Source organism: Burkholderia sp. AU30198, assembly GCF_020419825.1.
GTDB lineage: Bacteria > Pseudomonadota > Gammaproteobacteria > Burkholderiales > Burkholderiaceae > Burkholderia.
This window is the reverse complement of record NZ_JAIZSA010000019.1, coordinates 125,583-142,499: the sequence shown is the minus strand read 5'-3', so window position 1 is coordinate 142,499 and position 16,917 is coordinate 125,583. Positions and strand designations below refer to the sequence as shown.

Sequence of the window (16,917 nt, the reverse complement as noted above, 5' to 3'; positions counted from 1 at the left end):
ATCACATCCGGCGGCGATTTCCCGGCATCTCAAAGCTTTCGTTTTGTAATGATCCTTGCAAATTGTCATATCATGTCGCCCCTCCGGCCGTGAAGCGAGCGGCCATCACATATGACTGACCCTATTTACAAGGACTCTGGATGGAAGCATTCGTGCAAGGGCTGATCGACGCCGTCAACGGCGTGCTGTGGAACTACGTGCTGATCGCGCTGCTGCTCGGCGTGGGCGTGTGGTTCACGCTGCGGTTCAGGATGATCCAGCTGAAGGCGCTGTTCCTCAGCATGAAGCTGGTCGGCAGCAAGGGCGAGCCGGGCAGCATCTCGTCGTTCCAGGCGTTCGCGACCGGGCTCGCGAGCCGCGTGGGGACCGGCAACATCGCCGGCGTCGCGGTCGCGCTGACGGTCGGCGGGCCCGGCGCGATCTTCTGGATGTGGATGACGGCGCTGGTCGGGATGTCGTCCGCGTTCGTCGAGGCGACGCTCGCGCAGATCTTCAAGGTGTCGCACCCGGACGGCAGCTATCGCGGCGGCCCCGCGTACTACATCCAGACGGGCCTGCGCTCGCGCGGCTTCGGCGTGCTGTTCTCGCTGTCGCTGATCCTCGCGTTCGGCTTCGTGTTCAACGCGGTGCAGGCCAACGCGATCGCCGATGCGTTCGACACGTCGTTCGGCTGGAGCCGCGCGAGCGTCGGTCTCGGGCTCGTGCTGCTGACCGCACCGATCATCTTCGGCGGGATCCGCCGGATCGCGGCGGTTGCGCAGGTGATCGTGCCGCTGATGGCAATCGGCTACCTCGCGCTCGCGGTCTATGCGGTCGCGACGCACATCGCGCTGGTGCCGGGCGTGATCGAGTTGATCGTGAAGAGCGCGTTCGGTCTCGAGCAGGCGGCGGGCGGCCTGACGGGCTATGCGGTCAGCCAGGCGGTCGCGATGGGCGTGAAGCGCGGGCTGTTCTCGAACGAGGCCGGCATGGGCAGTGCACCGAATGCGGCGGCGACCGCCAGCACGCGGCATCCGGTCGTGCAGGGGCTGATCCAGATGCTCGGCGTGTTCGTCGACACGATCGTGATCTGCAGCGCGACCGCCTTCGTGATCCTGCTGTCGGGCCAGTACGAACTGGGCACCGGCATGGAAGGCGCGGCGCTCACGCAGCGCGCGATCGCGAGCCACGTGGGCGGCTGGGGCGGCATCTACATGGCGTTCGCGATCTTCTTCTTCGCGTATTCGTCGGTGATCGGCAACTACGCGTATGCGGAAGGCAACGTCGAATTCATCACGAAGCGGCGCGGCGTGCTGCCGCTATTCCGCATCGCGGTGCTCGGCATGGTGATGTTCGGCAGCGTCGGGCAACTGCCGCTCGTGTGGGCGATGGCCGATACGAGCATGGGGCTGATGGCGATCATCAACCTGATCGCGATCCTCGCACTCGGCAAGTATGCGCACGCCGCGTGGGCCGACTATCGCCGCCAGCGCGCTCAAGGCGTTGCCGATCCGGTGTTCACGCGCAACACGATTCCGGAACTCGCGAACGTGCTGCCGACCGACGTGTGGGGCGAGCATGGCCCGCTGCCGCAGCGTCCGGCCGCGGCCGAAGCCGACAGCGTGCCGCGCGCGGTGGTGCGCGAGTCATGAACGGCGACCGGCTGCGCGTGTTCGTCGCGCTGATGCCCGATGCGGCATCGCGCGACGCGCTGCACGCGTTGCCGGTTACCCGTGGCGCGCGGCGTCCGCTGCCCGCGCAACTGCATGTGACGCTCGCGTTCGTCGGCGCGATCGAGCGGGCGTGCTGCGACGCGCTGGCCGCGTACCTGCCGACGCTTGCGGCCGCGCATGCGCTGCCGTTGGTGCCGGTCGAACGGATCGCGTGGTGGCCGAGCCTGCCGCGCGCGCGGCTGATCGTCGCGGAACTGGCCGCCGAGCCGGCGTGTGCTGCGTTGAATGCCGCGCTGTCGGCGAAGCTGCGCGAGCTCGGCGTACCGGCTGACCGGCGGCCGTTCCGTCCGCACGTGACGCTCGCGCGGCTGCCGCACGATGCGGTCGGGCAGCCGGCGCACGGCGGTGCGGTGAAGCGGCCGGTCGTGCTGCGGTTCGACGCGCTCACGCTGTTCGAAAGCCGGTTGTCGCACGAAGGCGTGTCGCATTGGCCGATCGTGTCGGCGCCGATTGCGCGGGCGGACGGCGCGGCAGCGGGGTGAGCCGTGCCGGCGCGGCCGGGCGAAGGCCGGCCGCCATCTTTGTCGTGCCGCATGCGGGCTTGCCGCTGTGGCGCTCCGGCGACGTCGTGCGACGTCCGGCCTGCTACCCGTAGCGGGCGAGCGTCCACCCCGATGGATCGATCTTCGGTCCTCTCCCGGTGACGAGATCCACCATCACCTTTTCCGAACCCATCGACATCGTTCAGCCCGGCTTACCGAGGTCTCCGAGATCGCCAGAGAGCGTGACGCACGCCGCGCCGCGCCGTGCGCGCACGGGAGCCTTCGGCGAGCCGTGCGCTGTGCAGCGCCAATACCATGCCGCGACCTGCGACCTGCGACCTGCGACCTGCGACCTGCGACCTGCGACCTGCGACCCGCGACCCGCGACCCGCGAGTCGCCGCGCAAGCGCCGCGCCGAGCCCCGAGCCGAGTCCCGAGCCGAGTCCCGAGCCGAGTCCCGAGCCCCGAGCCCCGAGCCCCGAGCCCCGAGCCCCGAGCCCCGAGCCCCGAACCGGCGCCGGTGACGGGCGCGATCCTTGCGATGTGCGCGCCGCGTGCGCTTACGCCGCGACCTTGTCGCTGTCGCTCACGCGCTCGACGTTGATCGTGCCGACATGGAACGCGGCCAGCGACTCGCGGTGCGCGATGCTGACGATCGCGGCCTTCGGCAGCCGTTCGGCGAACAGGTGATAGAGGCGTGCCTCGTTGTCGGCGTCGAGCGCGCTCGTCGCTTCGTCGAGGAACAGGAAGTCGGGCTTGTGCAGCAGCACGCGTGCGCCGGCCAGGCGCTGCTGTTCGCCCGGCGACAGCACGCGGGTCCAGTGCGCGGTCTCGCCGAGGCGCTCGACGTAATCCTCGAGGCGGCATGCGCGCAGCGCGTCGCGGCAGGCATCGTCGCTGAACGCGTCGGCCGTCGCCGGATAGGTGAGCGCGGCCTTCAGCGTGCCGATCGGCAGATAGCTCGTCTGCGGCACGAACATCATTCGCGCGCCGACCGGCGCATCGATCGCGCCGTCGCCGAACGGCCACAGGCCCGCGAGCGCGCGCATGAACGTGCTCTTGCCGGAACCCGACTTGCCGATCACGAGCCAGCGCGAGCCGGGCTCGATCGTGACGCTGCCGATGTTCGCGAGCGCGTTGCCGTTCGGCAGCGCGAGCTTGAGCGATGACGTCGACAGCGTCACGTCGTCGACGTAGTGCAGGTTGATGCCGCCGTGCTCGGTCGCGGGCGACAGGCTTTCCTTCAGGTGCGACGTGCCCATCACGCGCTTGAATTCGCGCAGACGGTTGACGGTGGCGCGCCATTCGACGAGGGTCGAGTAGCTGTTGATGAACCACGAGAACGAATCGCTGACGGTGCCGAACGCGGACGAGATCTGCATCAGCACGCCGAACGAGAACGCACCCGCGAAATAGCGCGGCGCGGCGACGACGAGCGGGAAGATGATCGCGATCTGCCCGTAGAAGCTCAGCACGAACGTGAGCCGCTTCGTGTACTTCATCACGCGCCACCAGTTGTCGCGGATGCGCGCGAAGAGGTTTTGCGCGTTACCGGTCTCGGTCTTCTCGCCGTCGTAGAACGCGATCTGCTCGGCGTTCTCGCGCACGCGGATCAGCCCGAAGCGGAAGTCGGCCTCGACGCGCTGCTGCTGGTAGTTGATCGACACGAGCGGATGGCCGACCTTCTGGATGATCAGCGAGCCGACCACCGCGTACAGCGCGGCCGCCCACACCATGTAGCCGGGGATCGCGATCGGCGTCGCGCCGAGCGAAATCGTCAGCGCGCCGGCGAGCGACCACAAAATCGTGATGAACGACACGAGCGTGACGACCGTCGACAGCAGGTCGAGCGACAGCGCGAGGGTGGTCGTCGCGAACGACTGGAGGTCGTCGGTGATCCGCTGGTCGGGGTTGTCGGCGAGACGGTCACGCTCGATCCGGTAGAACGCGCGATCGCCGAGCCACTGGCCGAGAAAGCGGTCGGTGAGCCACTGGCGCCAGCGGAAGCCGAGCATCTGCCGCAGGTAGCGGCCGTACACGGCGAGGATGATGAACGCGAATGCGAGCGCGGAGAACTGCATCAGCAGGTTCGGGAAGTCGTGGACGTCCTTCGACTGCAGCGCGTTGTAGAACTCCGCGTTCCACTTGTTCAGCCGGACGTTGATCCAGACCACGCAGAGGTTGATCGCGATGATCGCGACCAGCAGGCCCCATGCGATTTTCCATTCGGACGATACCCAGTAGGGCTTGACGAGGCTCCATGCGGATACCGGACGCTCGTCCTGCGGCGCGTCGGAGGCGGAGCGGACGGGATCGATCGATTGGGTCATGTGCTTCCTGATGAGTAGCCGGCGCGCGGGCCGGGCGAAGCCGGGCGCGCGCCGCGATACGGCATGCCGGGACGCGGCGCCGACTGACGGCGGGCGTCCGGATGGTCGCCCGCGCGTCTTAAACGGCACTTAAGGCCGGCGGTGACGCGGCAACCGGCCGCTCGCGCGGCCGGCCTGCGGGCATTGTGCCAGAGCGGCGCGGCACGACGGCGAATTTGCCGCAAGGGGGACAGTTTGCGGCGCTTTCCGCTTTTATGGTCTAATGGCCGACGACGAAACAGGGGTGCTTTGTGGCGCGGCCGGCAGATGTTCCGGGCAGCGCGATGAGGCTGAGAAAAACCCTTTGCACCCGATCCGGGTAATACCGGCGAGGGAAGTTTCTGAACCCGCCGGGTCGCGCTGGCTGCCATCCCACATGGTCAGCGCCCTTGTCCCGCCCGGCCGGCCTTTGCTGCCGGTTTCGTCCTTTTGGGTACGCGCTTTGCGCGTTACGGAAGGAATGATGACCGCACAATCTTCAGTCTTTTGCATGGTTCCCGGCCCGATGTCGCGTGTGTTTGCACACGGCGGCGCGTGCGCATTCGCATCGACGTTCGTCGTGCGCGCTTGCGCGGAGGGTGCGCGATGAACGTCCGGGATTCCCGACCCGATTTCGCGGTGCTCGGCGGCGGCCTCGTCGGCCGCCTGATCGCATGGCGGCTCGCCGGCGACGGGCATCGTGTCGCGCTTTACGAGCGCGGCGGCTCGGACGGCGAGCAGTCGGCCGCGTGGATCGCGGCTGCGATGCTCGCGCCGCTCGCGGAAGCGGCGAGCGCGGAGCTGCTGATCACCGAGCTCGGCGCCGCGTCGCTCGCACGCTGGCCGCAGTGGCTCGCGGAACTGCCCGAACCCGTCTTCTTCCAGCATCACGGCACGCTCGTCGTCTGGCATCACGCGGATCGCGCGGAGGCGCCGTTGTTCGAGCGGCGCGTGCGCGCGAACGCGCCGGCCGACCTGTTCGACCGCGGTTTCGTGACGCTCGCCGGTGCGCAGGTCGATGCGGCCGAGCCGGTGCTCGCGGGCCGCTTCGCACGCGGCCTGCTGCTGCCGAACGAAGGCCAGCTCGACAATCGCCAGGCGCTGCGCGCGCTCGCGGCGGGCCTCGCCGAGCGCGGCGTCGATCTGCACTGGCACGTCACGATCGACGATGCGAACCTGCCCGCCGCGCATTTCACGATCGATTGCCGCGGGCTCGGCGCGAAACCCGCGCTGCCCGCGTTGCGCGGCATCCGCGGCGAAGTCGCACGCGTGCGCGCGCCCGGCATCGGGCTCACCCGGCCCGTGCGGCTGCTGCATCCGCGCTACCCGCTGTACATCGCGCCGAAGCAGGACGATCTCTATGTGATCGGCGCGACCGAGGTGGAGGGCGAGGACATGTCGCCCGTCAGCGTGCGCTCCGCGCTCGAACTGCTGAGCGCGGCGTTCTCCGTGCATCCGGCATTCGGCGAGGCGCGCATCCTCGAACTCAATGCGCAGTGCCGGCCGACGCTGCCCGATCATCGCCCGGCGGTGATCTGGGACGGCGCGTCGACGCTCGCCGTCAACGGCCTGTACCGGCACGGCTTCATGATCGCGCCGGAAGTCGCGCACGCGGCGGTCGCGGTCGCCGAAGCCGCGCTCGGCGGCACGTTCGGCGATGCCGACGCGTTCGCCGTGTGGCGCGACGCGCAGCGCTGGCCGACGCTCCTTCATCACCGCAACGACGCGCGCCAGCTGGCCTGACGCGCACCGCTGACCGAATTCGACGAAGCCTCATGGATATCCAGATCAACCAACAGACCCTGACGTTGCCCGACGGCGCAACGGTGTCCGACGCGCTCGCCGCGTACGGCGCGCGTCCGCCGTACGCGGTCGCGCTGAACGGCAACTTCGTCGCGCGCACGCAGCACGCGGCGCGCGCACTCGCGGCGGGCGACAAGCTCGACGTCGTGCACCCCGTCGCGGGCGGCTGAGCGCCGCCGGATCGTCCCCGCTCTTCCAGGAAAACGACATGACGTCCCCCACCTCCGCCGACGCGTTGACGCTGTACGGCGAAACATTCGCAAGCCGCGTGCTGATCGGCACGTCGCGCTATCCGTCGCTGCAGTCGCTGTCCGATTCGATCGCCGCGTCGAGTCCCGGGATGGTGACGGTCGCGCTGCGCCGCCAGATGACGGGCGGTACGGCCGAAGCCGGCTTCTTCGACCTGCTCAAGCGCCACGCGGTGCCGCTGCTGCCGAACACGGCCGGCTGCCAGACCGTCGCCGAAGCCGTGACGACCGCGCACATGGCGCGCGAGGTGTTCGGCACCGACTGGATCAAGCTCGAACTGATCGGCGACGACTACACGTTGCAGCCCGACCCGGTCGGCCTGATCGAAGCAGCCGCGCAACTGGTCAAGGACGGTTTCAAGGTGCTGCCGTACTGCACCGAGGATCTGGTGATCGGCCGGCGCCTGCTCGACGTCGGCTGCGAGGCGCTGATGCCGTGGGGCGCACCGATCGGCACGGGCAAGGGCGTCGTGAACCCGTACGGCCTGCGCGTGCTGCGCGAGCGGCTGCCCGACGTGCCGCTGATCGTCGACGCGGGGCTCGGCGTGCCGTCGCATGCGTGCCAGGTGATGGAGTGGGGCTTCGACGGCGTGTTGCTGAACACCGCCGTGTCGCAGGCCACGCACCCCGAGATCATGGCGCGCGCGTTTGCGCAGGGTGTCGAGGCCGGCCGTGCCGCGTACCTCGCCGGGCCGATGGATGCGCGCGAGACCGCGCATGCGAGCACGCCGGTCGTCGGGATGCCGTTCTGGCACCAGGACGGAGGTGGCGCATGAGTGCGCGTTTCGCGGATGCATTCTGGCCGCCGGCGGACGAACTGGCCGAAGCGGCCGAACGGATTCGCGCCCGGCTCGGCGACTGGCCGGGCGGCGCCGCGCCATGGCGGCTCTGCGTTGCGGTGCCCGACGCGCCGGCCGACGGCGATGTGCTGATCGTATCGGCCGGCGACCGCGCCGCGCAGGCGCGCGCGTCGGCCGCTTCGCGGCCCGCGGCGGCACCGGGCGCGATTGCGATCGAATTCGGCGAGCAGGGCGCGGTGTTGCACACGGCGGGCGCGCGCTACGCGCTCGACGCCGCGCATCCGCTCGCGGACGACTGGATCGCCGCGCTCGCCGCGTTTCTCGACTGCGGCTTTGCGCCGGTCGATGCGCTGGTGCTGGCGCTGGCGTGGCGCGACGGCGACGAAACGCGCGCCGCCGATGCGTGGCCGGTCGACGCCGCGCGGTTCCCGCGTGTCGCCGGGCTGCCGGCCGCGCCCCAACCGGCATTCGCGCCGTGCCCCGCGCAACTCGGCCTTTATCCGGTCGTGCCGGACGCCGAATGGGTCGAACGCGTGCTCGATTGCGGCGTGCGAACCGTGCAACTGCGTGTGAAAGGCGCGACGCCGGATACCTTGCGGCGGGACATCGCGCGCGCGGTCGCGGCCGGGCGCCGCTATCCCGATGCGCGCGTGTTCATCAACGATCACTGGCAGATCGCTGCAGAAGAGGGTGCGTACGGCGTTCATCTGGGCCAGGAAGACCTCGAAACGGCCGATCTGGCCGCGATCGCGGGGGCGGGCCTGCGGCTCGGACTTTCGAGCCACGGTTATTACGAAATGTTGCGGGCGCTGCATGAGCGCCCGAGCTACCTCGCGCTCGGCCCGGTGTATGCGACCGCGACCAAGGCCGTTGCTGCGCCGCCACAGGGCCTCGCCCGGATCGCCCGTTATGCGCGCTTCGCGGGCGCGCGGGCGCCGCTCGTCGCGATCGGCGGGGTGGGGCTCGACGCGCTGCCGGCCGTGCTGGCAACGGGCGTCGGCAGTGTCGCGGTGGTCAGTGCGGTGACGGGCGCGGCCGACTATCGGACCGCCATTGCTGCATTGCAGCAATGCTTTCCCGGACAATTTGACAATCATTGACCGCAGGGGCTGAAGCGGCGTCACGACATCATTCCAAGGCAGGCCCTATAATTCGGCGTTCTGCGTAAAAGGACTGTCCGCTCCGTGAGCCCCACTCCTACCGAGACACTGCTGGAACTTCGCGACGTCGACTTTGGCTACGGCGACCGCCTCGTCCTGTCCAACCTGAACCTGCGCTTCGGGCGCGGGCAGGTCGTTGCGGTCATGGGCGGGTCGGGTTGCGGCAAGACGACCGTGCTGCGCCTGATCGGCGGGCTCGTGCGAGCGCGCCGCGGCCAGGTGCTGTTCGACGGCGCCGATGTCGGCGCGCAAACGCGCGACGGCCTGTACGCGCTGCGCCGCAAGATGGGCATGCTGTTCCAGTTCGGCGCGCTGTTCACCGACATGTCGGTATTCGAGAACGTCGCGTTCGCGCTGCGCGAGCATACTGACCTGCCCGAAGACCTGATCCGCGACCTCGTGCTGATGAAGCTCAACGCGGTCGGGCTGCGCGGCGCGCGCGACCTGATGCCGTCCGAGGTGTCGGGCGGGATGGCGCGCCGCATCGCGCTCGCGCGCGCGATCGCGCTCGATCCGCAGCTCATCATGTACGACGAGCCGTTTGCGGGCCTCGATCCGATCTCGCTCGGCATCACCGCGAACCTGATCCGCACGCTGAACCAGGCGCTGGGCGCCACGTCGATCCTCGTTACGCACGACGTGCCCGAATCGTTCGCGATCGCCGACTACGTGTATTTCCTGGCCAACGGTGGCGTGCTCGCGCAGGGCACGCCCGACGAACTGCGCGCATCGACCGATCCGAGCGTGCGGCAGTTCATCGACGGTGCGCCGGATGGCCCGTTCAAATTTCATTACACGAGCCCGCCGCTCGCAGCGGATTTCGGGCTCGGCGGAGGGCGCGCATGATCAGCGCGATCGGACGTTTCGTCATTGGCGGCCTCGAGCGCGCGGGCTACGGCACGCGGCTGTTCGTGCGCCTCGTGCTGGAATTCTTCCCGCTGCTGCGCCGGCCGCGGCTGGTCACGAAGCAGATCCACTTCCTCGGCAACTATTCGTTCGTGATCATTGCCGTGTCGGGGCTGTTCGTCGGCTTCGTGCTCGGCCTGCAGGGGTATTACACGCTGAACCGCTACGGTTCCGAGCAGGCGCTCGGCCTGCTGGTCGCGCTGTCGCTCGTGCGCGAGCTCGGGCCGGTCGTCACCGCGCTGCTGTTCGCGGGCCGCGCGGGCACGTCGCTCACGGCCGAGATCGGTCTGATGAAAGCCGGCGAGCAGCTCACCGCGCTCGAGATGATGGCGGTGGACCCGATCAAGAACGTGATCGCGCCGCGCATGTGGGCGGGCATCATCGCGATGCCGCTCCTGGCCGCGATCTTCAGCGCAGTCGGCGTGCTCGGCGGTTATATCGTCGGCGTCGTGCTGATCGGCGTCGATCCGGGTGCGTTCTGGTCGCAGATGCAGGGCGGGGTCCAGGTCTGGGCCGACGTCGGCAACGGCGTGCTGAAGAGCATCGTGTTCGGGTTCGCCGTGACCTTCATTGCGCTGTTTCAAGGGTATGAAGCGAAGCCCACGCCCGAGGGCGTGTCGCGCGCGACCACCAAGACGGTCGTGTTCGCGTCGCTCGCCGTACTCGGCCTCGATTTCCTGCTGACCGCGCTGATGTTCAGCTAAGCCTCAGCCAAGCCAAATTTTGGGATGACGATGAAAAAGACTGCTCTCGACTTCTGGGTCGGCCTGTTCGTGGTGGTGGGCTTCCTTGCGGTGCTGTTCCTGGCGCTGAAGGTCGGCAACATGAGCTCGCTGTCGTTTCAGCCGACCTATTCGGTGAAGATGAAATTCGACAATATCGGCGGGCTGAAGCCGCGTGCGGCCGTGAAGAGCGCGGGTGTCGTGGTCGGCCGCGTGAAGACGGTCGGCTTCGACACGAACACGTACCAGGCGCTCGTCACGATCGATATCGACGGCCAGTTCCCGTTCCCGAAGGATTCGTCCGCGAAGATCCTGACGTCGGGCCTGCTCGGCGAGCAATATATCGGTCTCGAGCCGGGCGGCGACACCGAAATGCTGAAGGCGGGCGATACGATCACGATGACGCAATCGGCGATCGTGCTCGAGAACCTGATCGGCCAGTTCCTGTATAGCAAGGCCGCCGATGCGGGCGGTGCGAAGCCGGCAGCCGGTGCACCGGTCGCGCCTGCACCGGTGTCGGTGCCGGCATCGGCGGTGTCCGCCGCGTCCGGTTCGGCGGCTCAATAACCACACGAGAGAATACAGAGGGTAATGACCATGCAGACGATCCGCATCAGGCACGCCGCACTGGCGGTAGCGGCAGTCGCCGCGTTGAGCGGCTGCGCGACCGTGCAGACGCCGACCAAGGGCGATCCGCTCGAAGGTTTCAACCGGTCGATGTACAAGTTCAACGACACGGTCGATACGTATGCGCTGAAGCCGGTCGCGCAGGGCTACCAGTACGTGGTGCCGCAGCCGGTGCGCGACAGCGTGACGAACTTCTTCTCGAACATCGGCGACGTCTACATCGCGGCGAACAACATCGTGCAGCTGCGGATCGCGGACGGCGTCGGCGACCTGATGCGCGTGGTGATCAACACGGTGTTCGGCGTCGGCGGCCTGTTCGACGTCGCGACGATTGCGAAGCTGCCGAAGCACACGGCCGACTTCGGGATCACGATGGGCCGCTACGGCATGCCGTCGGGCCCGTACCTGGTGCTGCCGCTGCTCGGCCCGAGCACGGTGCGCGACACGGCCGGCCTGGGCGTCGACTACGTTGGCAACCCCCTCACCTATGTGAAGCCGGATGGCGTGGGCTACGGCCTGTTCGGCGTGAACCTCGTCAATACGCGCGCGAACCTGCTCGGCGCGGGCGACGTGCTGAACGCCGCGGCGCTCGACAAGTATTCGTTCGTGCGCAACGCGTACCTGCAGCGCCGCCAGGCGCTGATCGACAACGCGCGTGGCGAAGCCGGCTCGACGGCGAGCAACGACGCGCTGCCGAAGTACGACCTGCCGGACGACGGCGCGGCGCCGGCGGCCGGCGCAGCGGCGGCAGGCGGTGCGAAGGCGCCGGCGGGCGCGGCAGTGGCCGCGCCGGCTTCGGGCGCCACGGCCGGATCGCCGAACCCGGCCAGCGAAACGAGCGTGCCGCCGATGCAGGTGGCGCCGCCGTCGCCGGGCGGGTTCCGCTTCCCGAGCATCCGGCTGCACTGACGGATTTACATTCGTTACAGCCGGAAACGATTCAGTCGGTAGCGTGCGCGAACTTGCGCGTAAGCTACCTGCTCCAACCTCCGCATCGACTCATATGCAGGTCACCATGATGAAAAAACTGTTCCTGATCCCCGTTTTCGCGGCGCTGTTCTCGTTCGGCAGCGCGGCTCACGCGCAAGTCGACCAGTCGAACCCGCAGGCGCTGATCAAGACCGCGACGCAGCAGGTGCTCGACGAAGTCAAGGCGCAGACGATCAAGCAGGGCGACACCAACCGCATCATCACGATCGTCAACAAGGACATCCTGCCGTACACCGATTTCCGCCGCACCACGCAGCTCGCGATGGGCCGCAACTGGCGCACGGCGACGGCCGAGCAGCAGCAGCAGGTTCAGGAGCAGTTCAAGCTGCTGCTGATCCGCACGTATTCGGGCGCGCTGGCGCAACTGAAGCCGGACCAGCAGATCCAGTACCCGCCGTTCCGCGCCGATCCGGCCGATACCGATGTCGTGGTCAAGACGGTTGCGATGAACAACGGCCAGCCGGTCCAGATCGATTACCGCCTGTACAAGTCGGCGAGCGGCTGGAAGGTGTATGACCTGAACGTGCTCGGCGCGTGGCTGATCCAGACGTACCAGCAGCAGTTCAACGAGAAGATCCAGCAAAGCGGCGTGGACGGCCTGATCCAGTTCCTCACGCAGCGCAACCAGCAACTTGCCGCCGGCAAGCAAGCGTCGTGAGCGGCTTCGAAGCCGGCTCCTCGCTGACCGTCGCGAGCGCGAAGTCCGCGCTCGCGGACGGTCTTGTGCGCATCGGCGCGGGCGCGACCGCCGTCGATTGCGCGGCGCTGACGCAGTTCGACTCGTCCGCGCTCGCCGTGCTGCTCGCATGGCAACGTGCCGCCAAAGCGCGCGGTGCGACCCTCGACATCCTCAATCTCCCGCCGAAGCTCGCCAGCCTCGCGCGCGCCTACGGCGTCGACACGCTCATCGAAGGCACCGGGCGACATTGACCCTGTCCGACCGGAGCCTGCCGCGCCGCCCGGCGCGCGCAAGCTTCAGGCCGCGTGCCTCCGGCACCGGCTTCACCAGCCGGTTTGCCCTATAATCAAGCGTTTTGCGGGGCAGCCAATCGGCGTCCGGCCCCCATTTTCATTCGCAGCAAGCACAGAATAGGCGTCGCGGCCCTGGCGTCGCGCACAGTCATGTCAGCCATAGAAATCCGTCACGTCAAGAAGCGCTACAAGTCGCTTCAGGCGCTCAAGGGCGTCAGCCTGTCGGTCGAGGAGGGCGAGTTTTTCGGTCTGCTCGGCCCCAACGGCGCAGGCAAGACCACGCTCATCAGTATCCTCGCCGGGCTTGCCCGGGCCGACGAAGGCAGTATCTCGGTGCGCGGTCACGACGTCGTCAAGGACTTCCGTGGCGCGCGTCGTGCACTCGGCGTCGTGCCGCAGGAACTCGTGTTCGATCCGTTCTTCACCGTCCGCGAGACGCTGCGGATCCAGTCCGGCTATTTCGGGCTGCGCCGCAACGACGACTGGATCGACGAAGTGATGGCCAATCTCGACCTCACCGAGAAGGCCGACGCGAACATGCGCGCGCTGTCGGGCGGGATGAAGCGCCGCGTGCTGGTCGCGCAGGCGCTCGTGCACCGGCCGCCCGTGATCGTGCTCGACGAACCGACCGCCGGCGTCGACGTCGAATTGCGCCAGACGCTGTGGAAATTCATCTCGCGGCTGAACCGCGAGGGCCACACGATCGTGCTGACCACCCATTACCTCGAGGAAGCCGAGTCGCTGTGCGACCGCATCGCGATGCTGCGCCGTGGCGAAGTGGTCGCGCTCGACCGCACCGACGCGCTGCTGCGCCGCTTCGCGGGGCTGCAGCTCTACCTGCGCCTCGCGACCGGCGCACTGCCGTCCGAGCTGCGCGGGCTGGAGTCCGACCCGGCCGCTCGCGCGCCGGGCGAGCACCTGCTGCGCCTGACGAGCTACGACGATGTCGAACGCATCCTCGCGCAATGCCGCGCGGCGGGCTGCACGTTCGACGAGATCGAGGTCCGCAAGGCCGACCTCGAGGATGTGTTCGTCCAGGTGATGAACGGGGCAGACGTCATCGAGGGATTGGCATGAGCGGGTTTCAAACGCTGTTCTACAAGGAACTGCTGCGTTTCTGGAAGGTGTCGTTCCAGACGGTGTGCGCACCGATCGTCACGGCGCTGCTGTATCTGACGATCTTCGGCCACGCGCTGTCGGGCCGCGTCGAGGTCTATCCGGGCGTCGAGTACGTGAGTTTTCTCGTGCCGGGCCTCGTGATGATGAGCGTGCTGCAGAACGCGTTCGCGAACAGTTCGTCGTCGCTGATCCAGTCGAAGATCACCGGCAACCTCGTGTTCATGCTGTTGCCGCCGCTGTCGTACCGCGACATCTTCGGCGCGTACGTGCTCGCGTCCGTGGTGCGCGGCCTCGCGGTCGGCACGGGCGTGTTCGTCGTGACGATCTGGTTTATCCCGATGCATTTCGCGGCGCCGCTGTTCATCATTGCGTTCGCGCTGCTCGGCTCGGCGATCCTCGGCACGCTCGGCCTGATCGCCGGGATCTGGGCAGAGAAGTTCGACCAGCTCGCCGCGTTCCAGAACTTCCTGATCATGCCGCTGACGTTCCTGTCCGGCGTGTTCTATTCGACGCACTCGCTGCCGCCCGTGTGGCGCGAGATCTCGCGTCTCAATCCGTTTTTCTACATGATCGACGGCTTCCGTTTCGGGTTCTTCGGCGCGTCCGACATCAACCCGTTCGCGAGCCTCGCGATCGTCACCGGTTTCTTCGTGCTGCTCGCGCTGATCGCGATGCGGCTGCTCGCGACCGGCTACAAACTGCGTCATTGATATCGACAGGCAGCGGCCGCCATCGGGGCGGCGCGCGCCGACAGGAGCCTTACACCATGTTGCCGACTCCCGAACAGGTCAAGCAATACATCGCCGGCGGTCTCGCCTGCACGCATCTGGAAGTCGAAGGCGACGGCCAGCATTTCTTCGCGACGATCGTGTCGGCGGCCTTCGAAGGCAAGCGGCCGATCCAGCGGCACCAACTGGTCTACGCGGCGCTCGGCGATCGCATGAAGCAGGAAATTCACGCGCTCAGCATGAAGACGCTGACGCCCGCCGAATGGCAGAACGCATAACCGGAAATCACTGAGTGCAAGTCACCGTCAACGAGCGCGACGCCGTCCAGAGCGTCGCCACGGCACACCCGGCCGCCAACGGGGAATCGCATGGCCATGGGATGGACAAGCTCGTGATCGAAGGCGGCCACCGCCTGTCGGGCGAGATCGTCGTGTCGGGTGCGAAGAACGCCGCGCTGCCGATCTTGTGCGCGGGGCTGCTCACCGCCGATCCGGTCGACCTCGACAACGTGCCGAACCTGAAGGACGTGCGTACCACGCTGAAGGTGCTGAACCAGATGGGCGTGAAGAGCGAGACCGACGGTTGCCGCGTCCAGCTCGACGCGTCGCGCGTCGACAACCTCGTCGCGCCGTACGAACTCGTGAAGACGATGCGCGCGTCGATCCTCGTGCTCGGGCCGCTGCTCGCGCGCTTCGGCGAGGCGAAGGTGTCGCTGCCGGGCGGCTGCGCGATCGGCGCGCGTCCGGTCGACCAGCACATCAAGGGCCTGCAGGCGATGGGTGCCGAGATCAGCATCGAGCACGGCTTCATCGAAGCCCGCGCGAAGCGCCTGAAGGGCGCGCGCATCGTGACCGACATGATCACGGTGACGGGCACGGAAAACCTGCTGATGGCCGCGACGCTCGCGGACGGCGAGACGGTGATCGAAAACGCCGCGCGTGAGCCGGAAGTGAGCGATCTCGCACACTTGCTGGTCGCGATGGGCGCGAAAATCGACGGCATCGGCACCGATCGCCTTGTGATCCAGGGCGTCGAGCGGCTGCACGGCGCGCGCCATTCGGTGATCCCCGACCGCATCGAGGCCGGCACGTTCCTGTGCGCGGTCGCAGCGGCCGGCGGCGACGTGATGCTGACGGGCGTGCGCCCGCACATCCTCGACGCGGTGATCGACAAGCTGCGCGAAGCCGGCGTGTCGATCGAGGAAGGCGACAGCTGGCTGCGCGTGAAGATGGATCGCCGCCCGTCGGCGGTCACGATCCGCACGTCGGAATACCCGGCGTTCCCGACCGACATGCAGGCGCAGTTCATGGCGCTCAATACGGTCGCGGCGGGCACCGCGCAGGTCGTCGAAACCATTTTCGAGAACCGTTTCATGCACGTGCAGGAGCTGAACCGGCTTGGCGCGAACATCACGATCGACGGCAACACCGCGCTCGTGACGGGTGTCGACAAGCTGTCGGGCGCGAACGTGATGGCGACCGACCTGCGTGCATCGGCGAGCCTCGTGATCGCCGGGCTGCGTGCCGACGGCGAGACGCTCGTCGACCGCATCTATCACCTGGACCGCGGCTACGACCGCATGGAAGCCAAACTGACCGCCGTCGGCGCGAACGTGCGCCGCCTTTCCGGGAGCCAAGCATGACCGCGCCGCTGACCCTCGCCCTGTCGAAGGGCCGGATTTTCGAGGAAACCCTGCCGCTGCTGGCCGCGGCCGGCGTGCAGGTGACCGAGGATCCGGAAACGTCGCGCAAGCTGATCCTGCCGACGACGAACCCCGACCTGCGCGTGATCATCGTCCGCGCGAGCGACGTGCCGACCTATGTCGAATACGGCGCGGCCGATTTCGGCGTGGCCGGCAAGGACGTGCTGGTCGAGCACGGCGGCTCGGGCCTGTACCAGCCGATCGATCTGAACATTGCGCGCTGCCGGATGTCGGTGGCCGTGCCGGCCGGCTTCGACTACGCGAGCGCCGTGCGCCAGGGTGCACGCCTGCGCGTCGCGACGAAGTACGTCGAAACGGCACGTGAACACTTTGCCGCTAAGGGCGTGCACGTCGACCTGATCAAGCTGTACGGCTCGATGGAGCTCGCGCCGCTGGTCGGGCTGGCCGACGCGATCGTCGACCTCGTCAGCTCGGGCGGCACGCTGAAGGCGAACAATCTGGTCGAGGTCGAGGAGATCATGGCGATCTCGTCGCGCCTCGTCGTGAACCAGGCTGCGCTGAAGTTGAAGCGCACGGCGCTCAAGCCGATCCTCGACGCGTTCGAACGCGCGTCGCAGAATGGCGGTTGAGCGCATCA

Annotated in this window: 18 protein-coding genes and 1 riboswitch; of the genes, 17 read left to right on the top strand and 1 reads right to left on the bottom strand. The window is 67.9% G+C overall.

The features are described from left to right. Window positions 1-140 precede the first annotated feature (140 nt). Both LGN19_RS32350 and thpR read left to right on the top strand, forming a co-directional pair. Window positions 141-1,631: an alanine/glycine:cation symporter family protein gene (locus LGN19_RS32350; RefSeq protein ID WP_226219315.1), complete on the top strand. Its 1,491-nt coding sequence runs from the start codon at window positions 141-143 to the stop codon at window positions 1,629-1,631. Next, window positions 1,628-2,194, top strand: a complete 567-nt coding sequence (thpR, locus tag LGN19_RS32345) for an RNA 2',3'-cyclic phosphodiesterase (protein ID WP_226219313.1) — start codon at window positions 1,628-1,630, stop codon at window positions 2,192-2,194. The genes LGN19_RS32350 and thpR overlap by 4 nt, the downstream gene beginning before the upstream one ends. A gap of 560 nt (window positions 2,195-2,754) precedes the next feature. Here the strand turns inward: thpR and LGN19_RS32340 are convergent. Then, window positions 2,755-4,524 (bottom strand): ABC transporter ATP-binding protein/permease, encoded by a 1,770-nt coding sequence (locus LGN19_RS32340; RefSeq protein WP_122944225.1) that lies wholly within the window; start codon window positions 4,522-4,524, stop codon window positions 2,755-2,757. A gap of 269 nt (window positions 4,525-4,793) precedes the next feature. Continuing rightward, window positions 4,794-4,917, top strand: a riboswitch (TPP riboswitch). A gap of 231 nt (window positions 4,918-5,148) precedes the next feature. On the opposite strand from LGN19_RS32340, the gene LGN19_RS32335 reads away from it, so the two are divergent. The 15 genes from LGN19_RS32335 (at window position 5,149) to hisG (ending at window position 16,909) form a co-directional block, all read left to right on the top strand. Further along, on the top strand, window positions 5,149-6,285 hold the full coding sequence (locus tag LGN19_RS32335; RefSeq protein ID WP_226219311.1) for an FAD-dependent oxidoreductase: 1,137 nt from the start codon (window positions 5,149-5,151) through the stop codon (window positions 6,283-6,285). Between the two features lie 32 nt (window positions 6,286-6,317). Continuing rightward, the gene (gene thiS, locus LGN19_RS32330) at window positions 6,318-6,515 is read left to right on the top strand and encodes a sulfur carrier protein ThiS (RefSeq protein ID WP_043191789.1); all 198 of its coding nucleotides are present in this window, start codon (window positions 6,318-6,320) and stop codon (window positions 6,513-6,515) included. A 38-nt stretch (window positions 6,516-6,553) separates the two neighbouring features. Continuing rightward, entirely contained in the window at window positions 6,554-7,369 is an 816-nt protein-coding gene (locus LGN19_RS32325) for a thiazole synthase (protein ID WP_226219309.1), read from the top strand. Continuing rightward, window positions 7,366-8,493, top strand: a complete 1,128-nt coding sequence (thiE, locus tag LGN19_RS32320; RefSeq protein ID WP_226219306.1) for a thiamine phosphate synthase — start codon at window positions 7,366-7,368, stop codon at window positions 8,491-8,493. Before LGN19_RS32325 ends, thiE begins: the two co-directional genes overlap by 4 nt. 84 nt (window positions 8,494-8,577) lie before the next feature. Further along, complete coding sequence (locus LGN19_RS32315; protein ID WP_006477138.1) at window positions 8,578-9,399, top strand: ABC transporter ATP-binding protein; 822 nt, start codon at window positions 8,578-8,580, stop codon at window positions 9,397-9,399. Then, window positions 9,396-10,163, top strand: coding sequence for a lipid asymmetry maintenance ABC transporter permease subunit MlaE (mlaE, locus tag LGN19_RS32310; protein ID WP_122944230.1), 768 nt, complete (start codon window positions 9,396-9,398; stop codon window positions 10,161-10,163). Before LGN19_RS32315 ends, mlaE begins: the two co-directional genes overlap by 4 nt. 24 nt (window positions 10,164-10,187) lie before the next feature. Continuing rightward, window positions 10,188-10,748: an outer membrane lipid asymmetry maintenance protein MlaD gene (mlaD, locus tag LGN19_RS32305; protein ID WP_226219305.1), complete on the top strand. Its 561-nt coding sequence runs from the start codon at window positions 10,188-10,190 to the stop codon at window positions 10,746-10,748. Window positions 10,749-10,778: 30 nt separating this feature from the next. Continuing rightward, entirely contained in the window at window positions 10,779-11,717 is a 939-nt protein-coding gene (locus tag LGN19_RS32300) for a VacJ family lipoprotein (protein ID WP_226219303.1), read from the top strand. Window positions 11,718-11,826: 109 nt separating this feature from the next. After that, window positions 11,827-12,456 (top strand): phospholipid-binding protein MlaC, encoded by a 630-nt coding sequence (locus tag LGN19_RS32295; protein WP_096473120.1) that lies wholly within the window; start codon window positions 11,827-11,829, stop codon window positions 12,454-12,456. After that, a complete protein-coding gene (locus tag LGN19_RS32290; RefSeq protein ID WP_226219301.1) occupies window positions 12,453-12,728 on the top strand; it encodes a lipid asymmetry maintenance protein MlaB in 276 nt (91 codons plus the stop codon). The genes LGN19_RS32295 and LGN19_RS32290 overlap by 4 nt, the downstream gene beginning before the upstream one ends. A gap of 192 nt (window positions 12,729-12,920) precedes the next feature. Then, entirely contained in the window at window positions 12,921-13,847 is a 927-nt protein-coding gene (locus LGN19_RS32285) for an ABC transporter ATP-binding protein (protein WP_011350722.1), read from the top strand. After that, window positions 13,844-14,599, top strand: coding sequence for an ABC transporter permease (locus LGN19_RS32280; RefSeq protein ID WP_011350723.1), 756 nt, complete (start codon window positions 13,844-13,846; stop codon window positions 14,597-14,599). The genes LGN19_RS32285 and LGN19_RS32280 overlap by 4 nt, the downstream gene beginning before the upstream one ends. 56 nt (window positions 14,600-14,655) lie before the next feature. Then, a complete protein-coding gene (locus LGN19_RS32275) occupies window positions 14,656-14,895 on the top strand; it encodes a BolA family protein (RefSeq protein ID WP_006477131.1) in 240 nt (79 codons plus the stop codon). A 14-nt stretch (window positions 14,896-14,909) separates the two neighbouring features. Further along, window positions 14,910-16,259, top strand: a complete 1,350-nt coding sequence (murA, locus tag LGN19_RS32270; protein WP_122944232.1) for a UDP-N-acetylglucosamine 1-carboxyvinyltransferase — start codon at window positions 14,910-14,912, stop codon at window positions 16,257-16,259. Further along, window positions 16,256-16,909, top strand: coding sequence for an ATP phosphoribosyltransferase (gene hisG / locus LGN19_RS32265; protein WP_043191773.1), 654 nt, complete (start codon window positions 16,256-16,258; stop codon window positions 16,907-16,909). The genes murA and hisG overlap by 4 nt, the downstream gene beginning before the upstream one ends. The last annotated feature ends 8 nt before the right edge of the window (window positions 16,910-16,917 follow it).

What these genes read in the sequence shown, in the direction of transcription:
- LGN19_RS32350 (WP_226219315.1), top strand. Translation starts at nt 141, where the DNA reads ATGGAAGCATTCGTGCAAGGGCTGATCGACGCCGTCAACGGCGTGCTG.
- mlaD (WP_226219305.1), top strand. Translation starts at nt 10,188, where the DNA reads ATGACGATGAAAAAGACTGCTCTCGACTTCTGGGTCGGCCTGTTCGTG.
- LGN19_RS32340 (WP_122944225.1), bottom strand. Translation starts at nt 4,524, where the DNA reads ATGACCCAATCGATCGATCCCGTCCGCTCCGCCTCCGACGCGCCGCAG.
- LGN19_RS32280 (WP_011350723.1), top strand. Translation starts at nt 13,844, where the DNA reads ATGAGCGGGTTTCAAACGCTGTTCTACAAGGAACTGCTGCGTTTCTGG.
- thiE (WP_226219306.1), top strand. Translation starts at nt 7,366, where the DNA reads ATGAGTGCGCGTTTCGCGGATGCATTCTGGCCGCCGGCGGACGAACTG.
- thiS (WP_043191789.1), top strand. Translation starts at nt 6,318, where the DNA reads ATGGATATCCAGATCAACCAACAGACCCTGACGTTGCCCGACGGCGCA.
- LGN19_RS32300 (WP_226219303.1), top strand. Translation starts at nt 10,779, where the DNA reads ATGCAGACGATCCGCATCAGGCACGCCGCACTGGCGGTAGCGGCAGTC.
- LGN19_RS32285 (WP_011350722.1), top strand. Translation starts at nt 12,921, where the DNA reads ATGTCAGCCATAGAAATCCGTCACGTCAAGAAGCGCTACAAGTCGCTT.
- mlaE (WP_122944230.1), top strand. Translation starts at nt 9,396, where the DNA reads ATGATCAGCGCGATCGGACGTTTCGTCATTGGCGGCCTCGAGCGCGCG.
- LGN19_RS32325 (WP_226219309.1), top strand. Translation starts at nt 6,554, where the DNA reads ATGACGTCCCCCACCTCCGCCGACGCGTTGACGCTGTACGGCGAAACA.
- hisG (WP_043191773.1), top strand. Translation starts at nt 16,256, where the DNA reads ATGACCGCGCCGCTGACCCTCGCCCTGTCGAAGGGCCGGATTTTCGAG.
- LGN19_RS32275 (WP_006477131.1), top strand. Translation starts at nt 14,656, where the DNA reads ATGTTGCCGACTCCCGAACAGGTCAAGCAATACATCGCCGGCGGTCTC.
- thpR (WP_226219313.1), top strand. Translation starts at nt 1,628, where the DNA reads ATGAACGGCGACCGGCTGCGCGTGTTCGTCGCGCTGATGCCCGATGCG.
- LGN19_RS32295 (WP_096473120.1), top strand. Translation starts at nt 11,827, where the DNA reads ATGAAAAAACTGTTCCTGATCCCCGTTTTCGCGGCGCTGTTCTCGTTC.
- LGN19_RS32335 (WP_226219311.1), top strand. Translation starts at nt 5,149, where the DNA reads ATGAACGTCCGGGATTCCCGACCCGATTTCGCGGTGCTCGGCGGCGGC.